Source organism: Variovorax sp. W2I14 (assembly GCF_050435205.1).
Classification (GTDB): domain Bacteria; phylum Pseudomonadota; class Gammaproteobacteria; order Burkholderiales; family Burkholderiaceae_C; genus Variovorax; species Variovorax paradoxus_C.
This window is the reverse complement of sequence record NZ_JBNDJX010000001.1, coordinates 6,602,604-6,616,782: the sequence shown is the minus strand read 5'-3', so window position 1 is coordinate 6,616,782 and position 14,179 is coordinate 6,602,604. Positions and strand designations below refer to the sequence as shown.

The following is a 14,179-nucleotide window of genomic DNA, read 5'->3' as shown; positions in this document are numbered from 1 at the left end:
GCGCGCAAAATCCCGCCATGCTGATCCTCCAACACGCCGACATCCTCGTCACCATGGACGCCACCCGGCGCGAAATCGCCGATGGCGCCGTGGTGACCGACGGCCCCGCGGTGGCCTGGGCCGGCCCCACGGCCGAGCTGCCCACCATCTACCTCGACGCCCTGCGCAACGGCCACGCCGAAGCCATCGACATGCGGGGCCACGTCGTGATGCCCGGCCTGGTCAACACGCACCACCACATGTACCAGAGCCTCACCCGCGCGGTACCCGAGGCGCAGGACGCCGAACTCTTCGGCTGGCTCACGAACCTCTACCTGCTGTGGGCGCGCCTCACGCCCGAGATGATCCGCGTCTCGACGCAGACCGCGATGGCCGAGCTGATGCTCTCCGGCTGCACCACCACCAGCGACCATCTCTACCTGTTCCCCAACGGCTCGAAGCTCGATGATTCGATCGAGGCGGCCGACGCCATGGGCATGCGCTTTCATGCCGCGCGCGGCAGCATGAGCGTGGGCCGCAGCGCCGGTGGGCTGCCGCCCGATGAGGTGGTGGAAACCGAAGCGGCGATCCTGCGCGACAGCGAGCGTCTCATCGGCCGCTGGCACGATGCCTCGCGCCATTCGATGCGCCGCATCGTGCTGGCGCCCTGCTCGCCGTTCTCGGTCTCGCGCGACCTGATGCGGCTGTCGGGCGAACTCGCGCGCGAGCGCGGCGTGTCGCTGCACACGCACCTCGCCGAAAATGACAACGACGTCGCCTACTCGCGCGAGAAGTTCGGCATGACGCCGGCCGAGTACGCCGAAGACCTGGGCTGGGTCGGCCGCGACGTGTGGCACGCGCACTGCGTGAAGCTCGACGAAGCGGGCATCGCGCTCTTCGGGCGCACCGGCACCGGTGTTGCGCATTGCCCCTGCTCGAACATGCGGCTGGCCTCGGGCATCGCGCCCATCGGTGCGATGCGGCGCGCGGGCGTACCGGTGGGGCTGGGCGTGGATGGCAGCGCGTCGAACGACGGCGCGCACATGCTCGGCGAAGCGCGGCAAGCCATGCTGCTGCAGCGCGTGGGCTACGGCCCCGCGGCGATGACGGCGCGCGAGGCGCTGGAGATCGCGACGCTAGGCGGTGCGCGCGTGCTGGGGCGCGACGACATCGGCGCGATCGCGCCGGGCATGTCGGCGGACCTCGTGGCCTTCGACATGCGCGGCGTGGCGCACGCAGGGGCGTGGCATGACCCGGTGGCGGCGCTGGTGTTCTGCACGCCGGCGACCACCGCATTCAGTGTGATCAATGGCGAGGTCCGCATCCGGGACGGACGCTTCACGGCGCTGGAACTGCCGCCCCTGCTGGCGAGGCACCGCGAGCTGGCGCGCACGCTGTACGACAGTGCCCGGCATCCGCACACGGCCCGGTGACGGAAGGGCGAATGCGCACGACCTCTGATTGCCAAGCCTGCGCTGCTCCGCGGAAGCCGATCGGCATCCCGTCGCGCACCAACATCCGAGACGGCGCTCAGCGCCGCATGGTGTCCAGCTGCGTGACGGGCGCGCTGTCGTTGCCCCACGAGCCGCGGATGTAGGTCAGCACCGCCGCTACTTCCGCCGCATCGAGCACCTGTCCGAACGGCGGCATGCCGTACGGGCGCGGGTTGCCGGCAGTCGATGGCAGGAAGCCGCCGTGCGAGACCACCTGGATGAGGTTGGTCGGCGTCGACATGTTCACCGCACGGTTGCCTGCGAGCGGCGGGTAAGCGCCGGTCGCGCCCTGACCCTGGTCGCCGTGGCAGTAGGCGCAGCGCTGGTCGTAGATCTTGCCGCCGCGCGCCATCGTGCCGGCGTCCCGGCGGATGGGCGTTGACGTGCGCGCAGGTTCGTCGGCCTTGGGAACCTCGGGCAGGTCTTTCAGGTAGCCCGCCATGGCCGTGAGGTCTGCCTCACTCAGGTGCTGCGTGCTGCGGAACACCACGTCGGCCATCGGCCCCATCACCGAACCGCCCGGCGCGGTGCCGGTCTTGAGCAGCGCCACCACGTCGGCCGTGGGCCATCCGGCCACGCCGGCCTGGCGCTTGTCGGTGAGCGACGGCGCATACCAGTTCTCCACGGCGATGAGCCCGCCCGAGAGGCCGAGCCTGGTCTCGGTCGCGCCCAGCGAATTGCGCGTGCCGTGGCAGGCAATGCAATGGCCGAGGCCGTCGACGAGGTAGGCGCCGCGGTTCCATTCGGCCGGCTTGCCCGCGTTGGCGACGAAGGGCTCGGGCTTGAACGAGAGCGCGCGCCACACGGCCAGCGCGGCCTGCGTGTCGTAGGGAAAGCGCAGCCGGTGCGCGAGGTTCGGCGTGGGTGCGGGCGCGACGGTGCGCAGGTACGCGTAGATGGCGTCCGAGTCCTCGCGCGTCACTTTGGTGAAGTTCGGGTACGGGAACGCGGGATAGAGCAGGCGCCCGTCCTTGCTGCGGCCGTTGTGCATTGCGCGCCAGAAATGGGCGCTGCTCCAACTGCCGATGCCGGCCTTGGCGTCGGAGGTGAGATTGCTCGAATAGATGGTGCCGAAGGGCGTTTCCAGCGGCAGCCCACCCGCGTACGGCTGGCCGCCGCGCGTGGTGTGGCAGCCCGCGCAGTTGCCGGCGAGCGCAAGGTAGCGGCCGCGCTCGACCTGCTGGGGCGTGGCCTCGAAGGCTTGCGCCTGTTCGGGCAACGGGTCTTCGCCGCGAAGGTTCATCGCCACGAGCACGCCCGCGCACACGGCCGCGAGCACGATGAGGGTGAGAAGGGTCCAGCCGAGGTGTCGCAGTTTCATCGCGGGCTCACTTCGGCATGCCGCCGCAGGCCACACGCTGCGATCCAGGCAGCGGCGCGGGCAACGAAGCCGCGGGCTTGGTGTTCGCCGGCATCGGCTGCACCGCCAGCCAGCTCGCGACCGCGTTGATGTCGGCCGTGGTCATGCGGCGGCCGACCTCGGCCATGCAGTCGGGCGCCATCGCATGCCGCTCGCTCGTGAGCCATGCGCCGAGCTGCGACGACACATAAAGCCGCGGCAGCCCGAGCAACCCGGGGATGGCCGGCTGCACGCCGGTGAGCGCCGCGCCGTGGCATTGCACGCACGCCGGAATGCCGCGTGCCGCATCGCCTTCGAGCGCGAGCTTGCGGCCGCGCTGCAACTGGTCGGGCGTCGCATCGCTGTTGGGAGAGATCGGCGGGTACGGCAGGTCGAGCCCCGCGAAGTACTCGGCCATCTCGCGCAGGTAGGCGTCCGAGAGGTGCTGCACCATGTACGCCATGTCGGCGTTGAAGCGGCGGCCGTCGCGAAAGCTCACGAGCTGGTTGAAGAGGTAGCCTGCTGGCTTGCCAGCCAGGCGCGGAAAGAAGCCCGCGTTGGTGGTCGCACCCTCGCGGCCGTGGCAGGCGATGCAGGCGGCCACGCGCTGCTCGATGGTGTCGGGCACGGTGGCCGGCGGCGCGGCATTCGCCACGCCTTGCACGAGAAACAGCAGCGCGAGCGCGAAGGAGCGGAGGCCGGCCGTCATGTGCCGGCCACGAAGCGCGCCAACGTGATCAGGCCCACGACCAGCAACAGCACCACGAACAGCGCGACGCCGATCAGCGGCAGGATGCCGACCTGGGCGGTCCGCTTGTCGGCGTCGGCGCGGCGGCCGCCCAGCCCGATGAAGCTCCAGAGAACGGCGCGCACCGCGCGCATGAGATTGGACATGCACCGACTGTGCCCCAAACCGCACCGAAAAAACAGATGCAGATCCTGCTCGATTCACCGGTGCAGATAAAGTCCGGGCCAATGACGAACCTCGCGCCATGAAACGTTACGAAGCCCTGGCCGCCGACATCGAGGCCTCGATCCGCAATGGCACCCTGAAGACCGGCGACCGCCTGCCTTCGGTGCGCCACACCGGCCAGAGCCGCGGGGTCAGCGCATCGACCGTGTTCCAGGCTTACTACCTGCTGGAGGCGCGCGGCCTCGTGCGCGCGCGCGACCGCTCGGGCTACTACGTCACGGGCGGAGGCCTGCGCGATGCACCGCCCGAGTCCACCCTCACCTCGCGCCCCGCGGACGGCCCCATGTCGCTCGACGTCAGCGACCGCGTCTTCGACATCCTCGAAGCCAGCATGTCGCGCAAGGTTGTGCCCTTCGGCTCGGCGTTTCCGAGCCCGCTGCTGTTTCCGCTCGCGCGGCTCGGCCAGTTCATGGCCGCGAGCGCCAAGTCGCTCGACCCATGGAGCACGGTGGACGACCTCACGCCCGGCAGCGCGGCGCTGCGCAGGCAGATCGCTCTGCGGTATCTGGCCGACGGCATGCAGGTGCCGGTCGAGGAGATCGTCATCACCAACGGCGCACTCGAGGCGCTCAACCTGTGCCTCGCGGCGGTCACGCGGCCGGGCGATGCAGTGATCGTCGAATCGCCCACCTTCTATGCCGCGCTGCAGGCGCTGGAGCGCATGGGGCTCAAGGCCATCGAAGTGCCGACGCATCCGGGCGAAGGCATCGACCTCGGCGCGCTCGAGCGGGCCATTGCGGCGCACCAGCCCAAGGCCTGCTGGCTCATGACGACCTTCCAGAATCCGCTCGGCAGCCTGATGCCCGATGCGAAGAAGAAGGCACTGGTTGAACTGCTCGCGCGCCACGAGCTGCCGCTGATCGAGGACGACGTGTACGCCGAGCTTTACTTCAGCGACCGCAAGCCCGCGCCGGCCAAGGCCTTCGACACGCAAGGGCTGGTGCTGCATTGCTCGTCGTTCTCGAAGTGCCTCGCGCCGGGCTACCGCATCGGCTGGACATCGGCCGGGCGCTTCGCGCGCAAGGTGGCGCGGCAGAAGCTCATGTCCACGCTCAGCACGTCCGCGCCCGCGCAGCTTGCGCTCGCGGCTTACCTGGAAAAAGGCGGTCTCGACAAGCACCTGCGAAAGCTGCGACAGACGCTCGCGATGCAGCAGGCGACCTTCGCGCAGGCGGTGGGGCATTACTTTCCCGAGGGCACGCGCGCCACGCGGCCGCTGGGCGGCTACTTCCTGTGGGTCGAACTGCCGGCGCGTGTGAACGCACTCGACATCCATCGCAAGGCGCTCGCGCTCGGCATCAGCGTGGCGCCGGGGCCGATCTTTTCAGCGACGCGCGCCTTCACGCATTGCCTGCGCCTGAACTACGGCCACGCGTGGAACGCGCAGAGCGAGAAAGCTATGCGGACACTGGGCCGGCTGGTGTCCGAAGCCGCAGGCGGTACAGCCTGAACAGCAGGAACGACGCGATGCACAGGTTCAGCAGGTTCCAGCCGATGCCGTTGACGAAAGCCGCGTGGTAGCTGCCGGTCAGGTCGAACACCTTGCCCGACATCCATCCGCCCAGCGCCATGCCGAACAGCGAGAACATCAGCACCGTGCCCACGCGCGCGCCGGCTTCCTTCGGCGGAAAGTGCTCGCGCACGATGATCGCGTAGGACGGCACGAGGCCGCCCTGGAAAAGCCCGAACAGCGCCGAGATCACATAGAGCGACACGAGGCCGTCGAACGGCAGGAACAGCAGCAGCGCGATGCACTGCAGCACGCCGCCCAGCAGCAGGGTGCGCAGGCCTCCGATGCGGTCGCAGATCGCGCCCGACACCAGCCGGCTCACCACGCCGAAGCCGAGCATCAGCGACAGCATCATCGCGCCCTGCGTGGGCCCGTAGCCGAGGTCCCCGCAGTAGGCCACGATGTGCACCTGCGGCATCGCCATCGCCACGCAGCAGGCCACGGCCGCGACGCACAGAAGGCCCTGCGCCGTTGTCATGCTCAGGCCGAAGGGGCGTGTCATGTCGCGCGGCGCCGTTGCATTCGATGCATTGCCGACCGGCGCAGCGGCCACTGCCGGCGGCCGCGCGCGGAAGAAGAGCGCGAGCAGCGCCATCGCGATGCCGCAGAAGATGCCCATGCCGATGTAGGTCTGGCGCCAGCCGACCGTCTCGATGAAGTGCTGCGCGATCGGCGGCCAGATGGCGCCGGCCACGTAGTTGCCGCTCGCGCACACCGCCACCGCGATGCCGCGCCGCTTGACGAACCACAGCGACGTGTCGGCCACCAGCGGCGCGAAGGCGGCCGAGCTGCCGAGCAGGCCGACCAGCAGGGCCTGCGCGATGGTGAACGAGACGATGCCGCCCGACAGCCCTGTGGCGATGTAGCCCGCACCGAGAAAAATCGAGCCCATCAGGAGCGGCCACATCACGCCGAAGCGGTCGGCTAATTTGCCCATGAGCACGCCGCCGAAACCGAAGCCGAGCATCAACCAGGTGTAGGGCAGCGAGGCATCGGCACGGTCGATGCCGAACTCGGCCTGCACCGCGGGGAGCATCACCGAGACCACGTACATGCCGCTGCTGCCGACCGTCATGATCAGCAGCGTGAGCGCCAGGCGCAGCATGGCGTAGCGCGAATCCGCCGCGTGGGCGGTTGTCTCTGAAGTCTTCGTCATTGTTTCCTCCGCAGCGAGGATACCCCTCGGCGCGGAGATGCGAGCGCGCAATGGCCGGCGGCACGCGGCCGCCCTCGCGCACGGTGCGCGGATCAGCTGGCCAACACGACCGGCAGCACGACGTTCGCCGAAGCCTTGGGCATCGGCCCGCCCGGCTTGGGCTTGTCGTCGCAACCGGCCGCGATGAGGCCGATGCAGAACAGAAGAGCAAGTGCTGTGCTTCTCATCCGGCGGATGCTAGGCCTGTCGCCTCGCCAGTCAAGTCGGACACCGCGCCGACAAGGGCCTGTCGGCTACCGGCTTCTCCAGGCCTGCGTGCGCTTGAGCGCCCAGTGCCCGGCCAGCGCGAAGACGCCGCGCCCGATCGCCGCCGTGAGCATGATCAACGAAGCCATGGCGGCCGCGGGCGCCACGTCGCCGGCATCGTCCATGTTGAGCACGGCGATGGCGGCCAGCGTGGTCTGCGGCGAATAGAGGAACACGACGGCCGACACGGTGGTCATCGCATTGACGAAGAAATAGCCGCCCACGTTGAGCACGGGCGGCAGCGCCACCGGCAGGTGCACGCGCCAGAGCGTGTGCCAGAACGGCACGCCCATCGATTCGGACACCAGCTCGTATTCGCGGTCGAGCTGGCGCAGCGCGGTGAGCGAGGTGAGATGCGCCACCGAGAAGAAGTGCGCCACGGTGCAGATCACCAGGATCGTCATGCCGCCGTACAGCCCGTTCAGCGGATTCGACGGCGAGATGAAAAAGAAGATGTAGCCCACGCCCAGCACCAGCCCCGGCACCGCGAGCGGCAGGTTCGCGAGCAGGTTGAGCAGTTCGCGCAAGAAGCCGAAGTGGCGCGGCTTCTCCACGAGGTAGGCCGAGACGAAGGTGACGAGCGCGCCCGCCACCGCGGCGCACAGCGCAAGCCGCAGCGAGTTGAAGTAGCTGCCCCAACCGCCGCCGTCCATGTTGCTGAAGTCGTAGTTCTTCAGCGACGGCGTGAGCTTGTACGGCCAGTAGGTCGCAAGCGAAGCGAACACCGCCATGCCGATCATCACGAGGATGGCAGCGGCCGCCAGCACGCAGAACACGAGCAGTGCGCGGTCGCGCGATGCCACCGGCTCCGGTTGATAAGGCGTGGCGCGTGCCGAGAGCGCCGCGGCTTGCTTGCTGCGAACGTGGCGCTCGACGAGGAAGGACAGCACCGCTGGAATCAGCAGCACGAGCCCGACCACCGCGCCCATCTGGAAGTTCTGCTGCCCGACCACCTGCTTGTAGATGTCGGTCGCGAGCACGCCGGTCTGGCCGCCGACCACCTTGGGCACGCCGAAGTCGGTGATGACGAGCACGAACACCACCATCGCGGCCACGATGAGGCCGTAGCGCGAGGACGGCAGCGTCACGGTGCGGAAGATGCGCCAGCGCGAGGCACCGAGCGTCTGCGCGGCTTCATAGAGGCGCCCGTCGGACGTGGCCATGGCGGTCGTGAGGATCAGGAGCGCATGCGGCAGCGTCCAGAACACCGAGCCGAGCACGATGCCCAGCGACCCGTAGATCGAGGCGTCGCCCATCAGCCCCTTGAAGAGGCCCTGGTTGCCGAAGAGGTAGACCAGGCTGATGGCAGGCAGCAGCGAAGGCGCGAGCAACGGAATGAGCGCCACCGCACGCAGCGCGCCCTTGGCCGGCATGCACGAGAGCGTGAGCGCATACGCGTAGACATAGGCGATGGCCGTGCAGATCACCGCGCTGATCGCGGCGAGCCACAGGCTGTTGAAGGCCGACTGCACAAGCGCCGGGTTGTCGAGATAGCGCGCGAAGTTCGCGAGACCGACGAAGGCGCCGGCCCGATCGAAGAAGCTCTGGCCGACCAGCGCACCGACGGGCAGCGCGACGATCACGACCAGCAGCAGCACCATCAGCGCAACGGCTGCGCCGGTGAGCCAGCGTTCGCGGTCGAACGCGCTGCTGCGCGCCATCGCCATCGGCATGACGGCGATGGCGTCGGGAGAACTGCTCATGCTCAATGCGCCAGCACGGACAGCGCGTTCAGAGGCAACTGGATGTGCACCATGCTGCTCGGCACCAGCGGCTCTTCGCCGCCATAGCGCGCATCGGCGGGCAGCTCGGCTTCGATCTCGATGCCCAGCGGTTCGCAGGCCAGCCGCGCCGAGGTGCGGTTGCCGAAGAATTCCGTGTCGAGCAGGCGCGCCGCAAAGCTGTTGGCACCGAGTTCGGTGCCGAAGCGCTTGACCACCACGTGCTCGGGGCGGATGCCCACGGTCGCCTGCGAACCGACGCTCAGGTTGCCCGGCGCGCAGAACAGTTCGCTGTCGCGCACGCGCACCTTGCCGTCGGCCAGCACGGTCGCGGGCAGCATGTTCATGCGGCCGACGAAGCCGGCGACGAAGCGGGTGCGCGGCTGGCGGTACAGCTCGTCGGGCGTGCCGGCCTGCTCGATGCGGCCGTTGTGCATCAGCACCACGCGGTCGGCCATCGAGAGCGCTTCTTCCTGGTCGTGCGTGACCATGATGGTGACGATGCCCAGGCGCTTCTGCAGCGCGCGGATCTCGCTGCGCAGGCTCGCGCGCACCTGCGCGTCGAGCGCGGAGAGCGGCTCGTCGAGCAGCAGCAGGCGCGGATTCGGCGCAAGGGCGCGAGCGAGCGCGATGCGCTGCTGCTGGCCGCCCGAGAGCTGCACTGGGTATTTGTCGGCATGCGCGGTGAGGCCGACGAGGTCGAGCATCTCGCGCGAACGCTTGGCCATCTCGCGTGCCAGCGCGCCCGTCGGGTGCAGGCCGTAGGCGATGTTCTGTGCCGCCGTGAGATTCGGAAACAGCGCATACGACTGGAACACCACGCCGAAGCCGCGCGCCGCGGGCGGCAGGCCCGCGATGTCCTGGCCGCCGAGCAGGATCTGCCCGCTGTCGGCGCGCTCGATGCCGCACACGATGCGCAGCAGCGTGGTCTTGCCGCAACCCGAGGGACCGAGCAGGCAGACGAATTCGCCCGGCTCGATGTCGAGATCGATGCCGTCGAGCACGCGGGTGGCGCCAAAGGACTTGCCGATGCCGCGGAGAGAAAGAAAGCTCGTCATGTGCTTTTTACCGTTCGGACTGAATCCACCCCCGTTCGGACTGCATCCTCCAGCCGTTCGGACTGCATCCTCCGCCGTTCGCCCTGAGCCTGTCGAAGGGCTGCTTCAATCACGCAAGGCTTCGACAAGCTCAGCCCGAACGGTTGGACGCTCGGCCCGAAGGGTTGGACGCTCAGCCCGAACGGTTGGGAGTGCATCAGAGCGGTGCCTTCTTTTCCGACTTCGATTCGTAGCGCTTCGACCATTCGGTGAGGATGCGGTCGCGGTTCGCGGCAGCCCAGGTGAAGTCGTTCTTGGCGAGCAGCTTCTCGACGTCGCCCGGCACGAACTCCAGCTTCTCCTGGATGCCCGGCAGCGCGAGCACGGCGAAGTTCTTCGCGTAGAGCTCGTTGGCCTGCTTGGTCACAGCCCAGTCGGCCAGCGCCTTGGCGGCGTCCTGCTTCTTGCTGGTCTTGATGATGCCGGTGGCTTCCATGTCCCAGCCGAGGCCTTCCTTCGGCAGCACGATGTCGATCGGCGCGCCGTCGCGCTTGGTCTTGTTGGCGCGGTATTCGAAGGACATGCCGAGCGCGAATTCGCCGGCGCCCGCCTGGCGGCAGGGCTTGCTGCCCGACTGGCTGTAGATGCCGATGTTCTGGTGCAGCGCGTCCATGTACTTCCACGCTTTTTCCTCGCCCATCATCTGGATCCAGCCCGACACCATCAGGTAACCGGTACCCGAGGCCGCCGGGTTGGGCATGGTGATCTGGCCCTTGTAGACCGGGTTCGTGAGGTCGGCCCAGCTCGTGGGCTTGGGCAGGTTCTTCTTGGTGGCTTCGGCGGTGTTGAAGCAGATGGCCGACGACCACACGTCCATGCCGACCCACTTGGGCGGGTTGGCCGGATCGCGCATGGTGGGCTTCACCGCATCCAGGCCCTTGGGCGCGTACGGCTGGAGCATGCCTTCCTTGTCGAGCAGCATCAGCGAGGTGGCGGCCAGGCCCCACACCACGTCGGCCTGCGGGTTGGCCTTTTCGGCCAGCAGCTTGGCGGTGACGATGCCGGTCGAGTCGCGCACGAACTTCAGCTCGATGCTCGGGTTTTCCTTTTCGAACGCGGCCTTGTAGGCCTGCACCTGGTCGGCTTCGAGCGCGGTGTAGACCAGCAGTTCGGTGCGACCCTGTGCCGAAGCGGCGAACGCCAGCGAGAACAGGGCGGCCGGTACGGCGGCACGACGGATGAAGCGGAGCAACATGATGGGAAATCCCTGGCAATGAGTGAGATGACGCGGACAAAAGTACGCACGGCGTGGCCGTGAACGCGGCGATGCTCGCAGCGCCATGTGACAAGGGTTTGTCAGATGCGTCACATGGATGTCATGGCGCGCGCCGACGCTTCATGGGCTGTCGCACGCGCTTCCGCCTCCGTTTCACTTTCATGACACTCGACCTCGCAGAGATCGCCCGCCTGTTCGCCGAACGCGGCGGGGTCGCCTACGCGGGCGAGCCGGTGTCGCAGTTGGAGCACGCGCTGCAGTGCGCGTGGCTCGCCGAGCAGGCGGGCGCGGGCGATGCGCTGGTCACGGCCGCACTGCTGCACGATCTCGGACATTTGCTGATCGCCGAGCACCAGACGCTGTCGCAATCGCCCACCGAGCTGGGCATCGACGACCGCCATCAGTACATCGCATTGCCGCTGCTGCGCGGCGCCTTCGACGTGGAAGTGCGCGAGCCGATCCGGCTGCATGTGGATGCCAAGCGCTACCTGTGCGCGACGCGGCCGGACTATGTCTCGAAGCTCTCGCCGGATTCGGTGCGCAGTCTGGCGCTGCAAGGCGGGGTGATGGACGCGGAGGCGGCGAGCCGCTTTGCCGCGCATCGCTGGGCCGGCGATGCCGTGCGGCTGCGGCTGTGGGATGAAGAGGCGAAGGTCGACGGGCTGAAGACGCCGCCGCTGGCGCACTTTCTTTCGACGGCTGCGCGGGTTCTGCTGCGCTGAGGCGCTGAGGCGCTGAGGCGCTGAGAAAGAAGAGGGTTTCTGCCCTTCGGCCGGTTTCAGGCCGCTTTAAGAAACATTTGTCTACGATGGCTTCCTCACGATGTCCGGCGCACCAGCGCCTGCGAGGAAACCTGCATGTCTTCATCCGTCACGGCGCGCGCCGCCACGTTCGCCCAGGTGTTGAAGCGCGTCTTTGCGCTGTCTGCGCCTTATTTCAGGTCTGAGGAGAAGTGGCGGGCGCGCGTCATGCTGCTGGGCATCGTCGCGCTGAACCTGTTCTACGTGTACGTGGCGGTGCTGGGCAACGAGTGGTACGGCCGCTTCTTCGACGCGCTGCAGAACAAGAACTCGGCGGCCTTCTGGCACGAGGTCGGCGTGTTCTGCTGGATCGCCTTCTTCAACATCGCGGTGCAGGTGCTCAAGTTCTACGTCACGCAGCTGCTGCAGCTGCGCTGGCGCAGCTGGATGACGCGCGAATACTTGTCACGCTGGATGGCCAACCACACCTTCTATCACCTGGAACTCGCGCGCTACGCGACCCAGGATGGCCGCGTGCCCGACAACCCGGACCAGCGGATCCAGGAGGACATGCAGATGTTCACCAGCGCCACGATGTCGCTGTCGATGGGCCTGCTGAATGCGGTCGTCACCCTGACAAGCTTCGTCGGCCTGCTGTGGGTGCTGTCGAGCAGCGTCTCGTTCACCGTCGCCGGCACGACCTACCAGGTCGTCGGCGCCATGGTCTGGATCGCGCTGGGCTACTCCGTCATCGGCACCGTCATCACGCATTTCATCGGCCGTCCGCTGATCAAGCTGAACTTCATGCAGCAGCGCTACGAAGCCGACTTCCGCCATCACCTGGTGCGCGTGCGCGAATACAGCGAGGCGATCGCGCTGGACAAGGGAGAGAAGGTCGAGCGCGGACAGCTCGACTTGCGCTTCTCCAGCGTGCTGCGCAACTACCTGCAACTGATCAAGCAGCAGAAGAACCTGGTCACTTTCACTGCATTCTTCGGCCAGGCGGCCGTGATCTTTCCGTTCATCGTCGCGGGCTACCAGTACTTTGCCGGAGCGTTCCAGCTCGGCCACCTGATGCAGATCCGGTCGGCTTTCGGCAGCGTGCAGGAAGCGCTCAGCTGGTTCGTCGACAACTACGACAGTCTGGCCGTATGGCGTGCCGTCACGGACCGTCTCACCGGCTTCGACGACAGCATGACCGCCCATGCCGCGCAGGAGCAGGCTTTGCAGCGCGCATCCGCCGCCGAACTGCGCACCGATGACCTGGCGGTCGCGCTACCCAACGGCACGCCGCTGCTCGCCGGCGCCGCGCTCGCGGTGAAACCCGGCGACAGCGTGCTGCTGCAAGGCCCATCGGGCAGCGGCAAGTCGACGCTGTTCCGTTCGTTCGCGGGAATCTGGCCGTTCTCGAAAGGCCGGATACAGGTGCCCGACAACGTCGCCTTCATGCCCCAACGCCCCTACGTGCCCGATGGCAAGCTGCGCGACGCACTGACCTATCCGAACCCCGCCGCCGATTTCACCGACGACCAGCTCCGCCAGGCCCTGACCGACGCCCTGCTCCCCGACCTCGCCACCCGCCTGGACGACAGCGATTCATGGAGCCAGAAGCTCTCCGGCGGCGAGCAACAACGCTTGGCCATCGCGCGCGTGCTGCTGAAGAAACCGGCATGGCTCTTCGCCGACGAGATCACCAGCGCGCTCGATGCCAAGGCCGAAAGCGAGCTCTACAAGCGGCTCTCGGACACGGTCCACGCGGCGGGCGGCGCGATGGTGTCGATCGCGCACCGCGCGGCGGTCGGCGACTTCCACAACCAGCGCTGGACGCTGGTGCCTCAAGAAGAAGGAACAGGAACCGGAACGCCAGGCGGCGGCGCACGCTACCGCCTGAACACCTCGACCGCTCAGCCGGCGGCGGCCTGACCGGAGTAGCGCTCCCAGCCCTTCTTGCGCAAATCGCAGGCGGGGCATTCGCCGCAGCCATAGCCCCACGCCTGCCGATGCACCCGGTCGCCGAGGTAGCAGGTGTGGGTCTCTTCCACGATCAGCTCGACCAGCGGCTCGCCGCCCAGGCGGTGCGCCATCTGCCAGGTCTCGGCCTTGTCGATCCACATGAGCGGCGTCTCGATGACCAGGCGCCGCTCCAGCCCGAGCGAGAGCGCGAGCTGCATCGCCTTCATGGTGTCGTCGCGGCAGTCGGGGTAGCCCGAGAAGTCGGTCTCGCAGACGCCGGTGACGATCACCTGCAGTCCGCGGCGGTACGCCAGCGCGCCGGCCAGCGTGAGGAACAGCAGGTTGCGCCCGGGCACGAAGGTGTTGGGCAGGCCGTCGGCCTGCATGGCGAAGGCCACCTCCTCGGTGAGCGAGGAGCCGCCCAGCTGGGCCAGCGCCGCGAGCGTGAGCACATGGTCTTCGCCCAGGCGCGGCGCCCAGTCGGGAAAGCGCTCGCGCATCTGGGCGAGGATGGTGCCGCGCACGTCGAGCTCGACGCGGTGGCGCTGCCCATAGTCGAAGCCCAGCGTCTCCACGCGCTGGTACTTCGAGAGCGCGTCGGCCAGGCAGGTGGTCGAGTCCTGGCCGCCGGAGAACAAGACGAGGGCGGTGGTGTGCAGGGGCATGTGCGTCAGCGAAAGGCGCTGTAGTCCAAAG

The 14,179-nt window shown here is 68.0% G+C and carries 13 protein-coding genes; 4 read left to right on the top strand and 9 right to left on the bottom strand.

What is annotated here, in order from left to right; all coding sequences use genetic code 11:
- Window positions 1-17: 17 nt before the first annotated feature.
- The gene (locus QF040_RS30835) at window positions 18-1,412 is read left to right on the top strand and encodes an 8-oxoguanine deaminase (RefSeq protein ID WP_429614110.1); all 1,395 of its coding nucleotides are present in this window, start codon (window positions 18-20) and stop codon (window positions 1,410-1,412) included.
- A 97-nt stretch (window positions 1,413-1,509) separates the two neighbouring features.
- Here QF040_RS30835 and QF040_RS30830 read toward each other — a convergent pair whose 3' ends face one another.
- From QF040_RS30830 to QF040_RS30820, 3 genes are read right to left on the bottom strand one after another with little or no spacing between them, the layout of a single operon-like run.
- Entirely contained in the window at window positions 1,510-2,793 is a 1,284-nt protein-coding gene (locus QF040_RS30830; protein ID WP_429614109.1) for a c-type cytochrome, read from the bottom strand.
- A gap of 7 nt (window positions 2,794-2,800) precedes the next feature.
- Window positions 2,801-3,520 carry a c-type cytochrome gene (locus QF040_RS30825; RefSeq protein WP_429614108.1) on the bottom strand — a complete coding sequence of 240 codons (720 nt, stop codon included), beginning with the start codon at window positions 3,518-3,520 and terminating at the stop codon, window positions 2,801-2,803.
- A complete protein-coding gene (locus QF040_RS30820) occupies window positions 3,517-3,705 on the bottom strand; it encodes a DUF2970 domain-containing protein (protein WP_429614107.1) in 189 nt (62 codons plus the stop codon). Before QF040_RS30820 ends, QF040_RS30825 begins: the two co-directional genes overlap by 4 nt.
- A 98-nt stretch (window positions 3,706-3,803) precedes the next feature.
- Between QF040_RS30820 and QF040_RS30815 the strand changes: the two genes are divergently transcribed.
- Window positions 3,804-5,234, top strand: coding sequence for a PLP-dependent aminotransferase family protein (locus QF040_RS30815; protein WP_429614106.1), 1,431 nt, complete (start codon window positions 3,804-3,806; stop codon window positions 5,232-5,234).
- Here QF040_RS30815 and QF040_RS30810 read toward each other — a convergent pair.
- The 5 genes from QF040_RS30810 to QF040_RS30790 form a co-directional block, all read right to left on the bottom strand.
- Window positions 5,182-6,450 carry an MFS transporter gene (locus QF040_RS30810; protein ID WP_429614105.1) on the bottom strand — a complete coding sequence of 423 codons (1,269 nt, stop codon included), beginning with the start codon at window positions 6,448-6,450 and terminating at the stop codon, window positions 5,182-5,184. The genes QF040_RS30815 and QF040_RS30810 overlap by 53 nt on opposite strands.
- A 92-nt stretch (window positions 6,451-6,542) precedes the next feature.
- Window positions 6,543-6,677 carry a hypothetical protein gene (locus QF040_RS30805; protein ID WP_307510307.1) on the bottom strand — a complete coding sequence of 45 codons (135 nt, stop codon included), beginning with the start codon at window positions 6,675-6,677 and terminating at the stop codon, window positions 6,543-6,545.
- A 66-nt stretch (window positions 6,678-6,743) separates the two neighbouring features.
- Window positions 6,744-8,459: a putative 2-aminoethylphosphonate ABC transporter permease subunit gene (locus tag QF040_RS30800; RefSeq protein WP_429614104.1), complete on the bottom strand. Its 1,716-nt coding sequence runs from the start codon at window positions 8,457-8,459 to the stop codon at window positions 6,744-6,746.
- Between the two features lie 2 nt (window positions 8,460-8,461).
- Window positions 8,462-9,535 carry an ABC transporter ATP-binding protein gene (locus QF040_RS30795; RefSeq protein WP_013539601.1) on the bottom strand — a complete coding sequence of 358 codons (1,074 nt, stop codon included), beginning with the start codon at window positions 9,533-9,535 and terminating at the stop codon, window positions 8,462-8,464.
- 196 nt (window positions 9,536-9,731) lie between these two features.
- A complete protein-coding gene (locus QF040_RS30790) occupies window positions 9,732-10,769 on the bottom strand; it encodes a putative 2-aminoethylphosphonate ABC transporter substrate-binding protein (RefSeq protein WP_013539599.1) in 1,038 nt (345 codons plus the stop codon).
- 182 nt (window positions 10,770-10,951) lie between these two features.
- Between QF040_RS30790 and QF040_RS30785 the strand changes: the two genes are divergently transcribed.
- Both QF040_RS30785 and QF040_RS30780 read left to right on the top strand, forming a co-directional pair.
- A complete protein-coding gene (locus QF040_RS30785; RefSeq protein ID WP_429614103.1) occupies window positions 10,952-11,512 on the top strand; it encodes a phosphonate degradation HD-domain oxygenase in 561 nt (186 codons plus the stop codon).
- Between the two features lie 135 nt (window positions 11,513-11,647).
- Window positions 11,648-13,453 carry an ABC transporter ATP-binding protein/permease gene (locus QF040_RS30780; RefSeq protein ID WP_429614102.1) on the top strand — a complete coding sequence of 602 codons (1,806 nt, stop codon included), beginning with the start codon at window positions 11,648-11,650 and terminating at the stop codon, window positions 13,451-13,453.
- On the opposite strand, the gene queC is transcribed toward QF040_RS30780, so the two are convergent.
- Window positions 13,435-14,148: a 7-cyano-7-deazaguanine synthase QueC gene (gene queC / locus QF040_RS30775; protein WP_013539596.1), complete on the bottom strand. Its 714-nt coding sequence runs from the start codon at window positions 14,146-14,148 to the stop codon at window positions 13,435-13,437. The genes QF040_RS30780 and queC overlap by 19 nt on opposite strands.
- Window positions 14,149-14,179 lie beyond the last annotated feature (31 nt).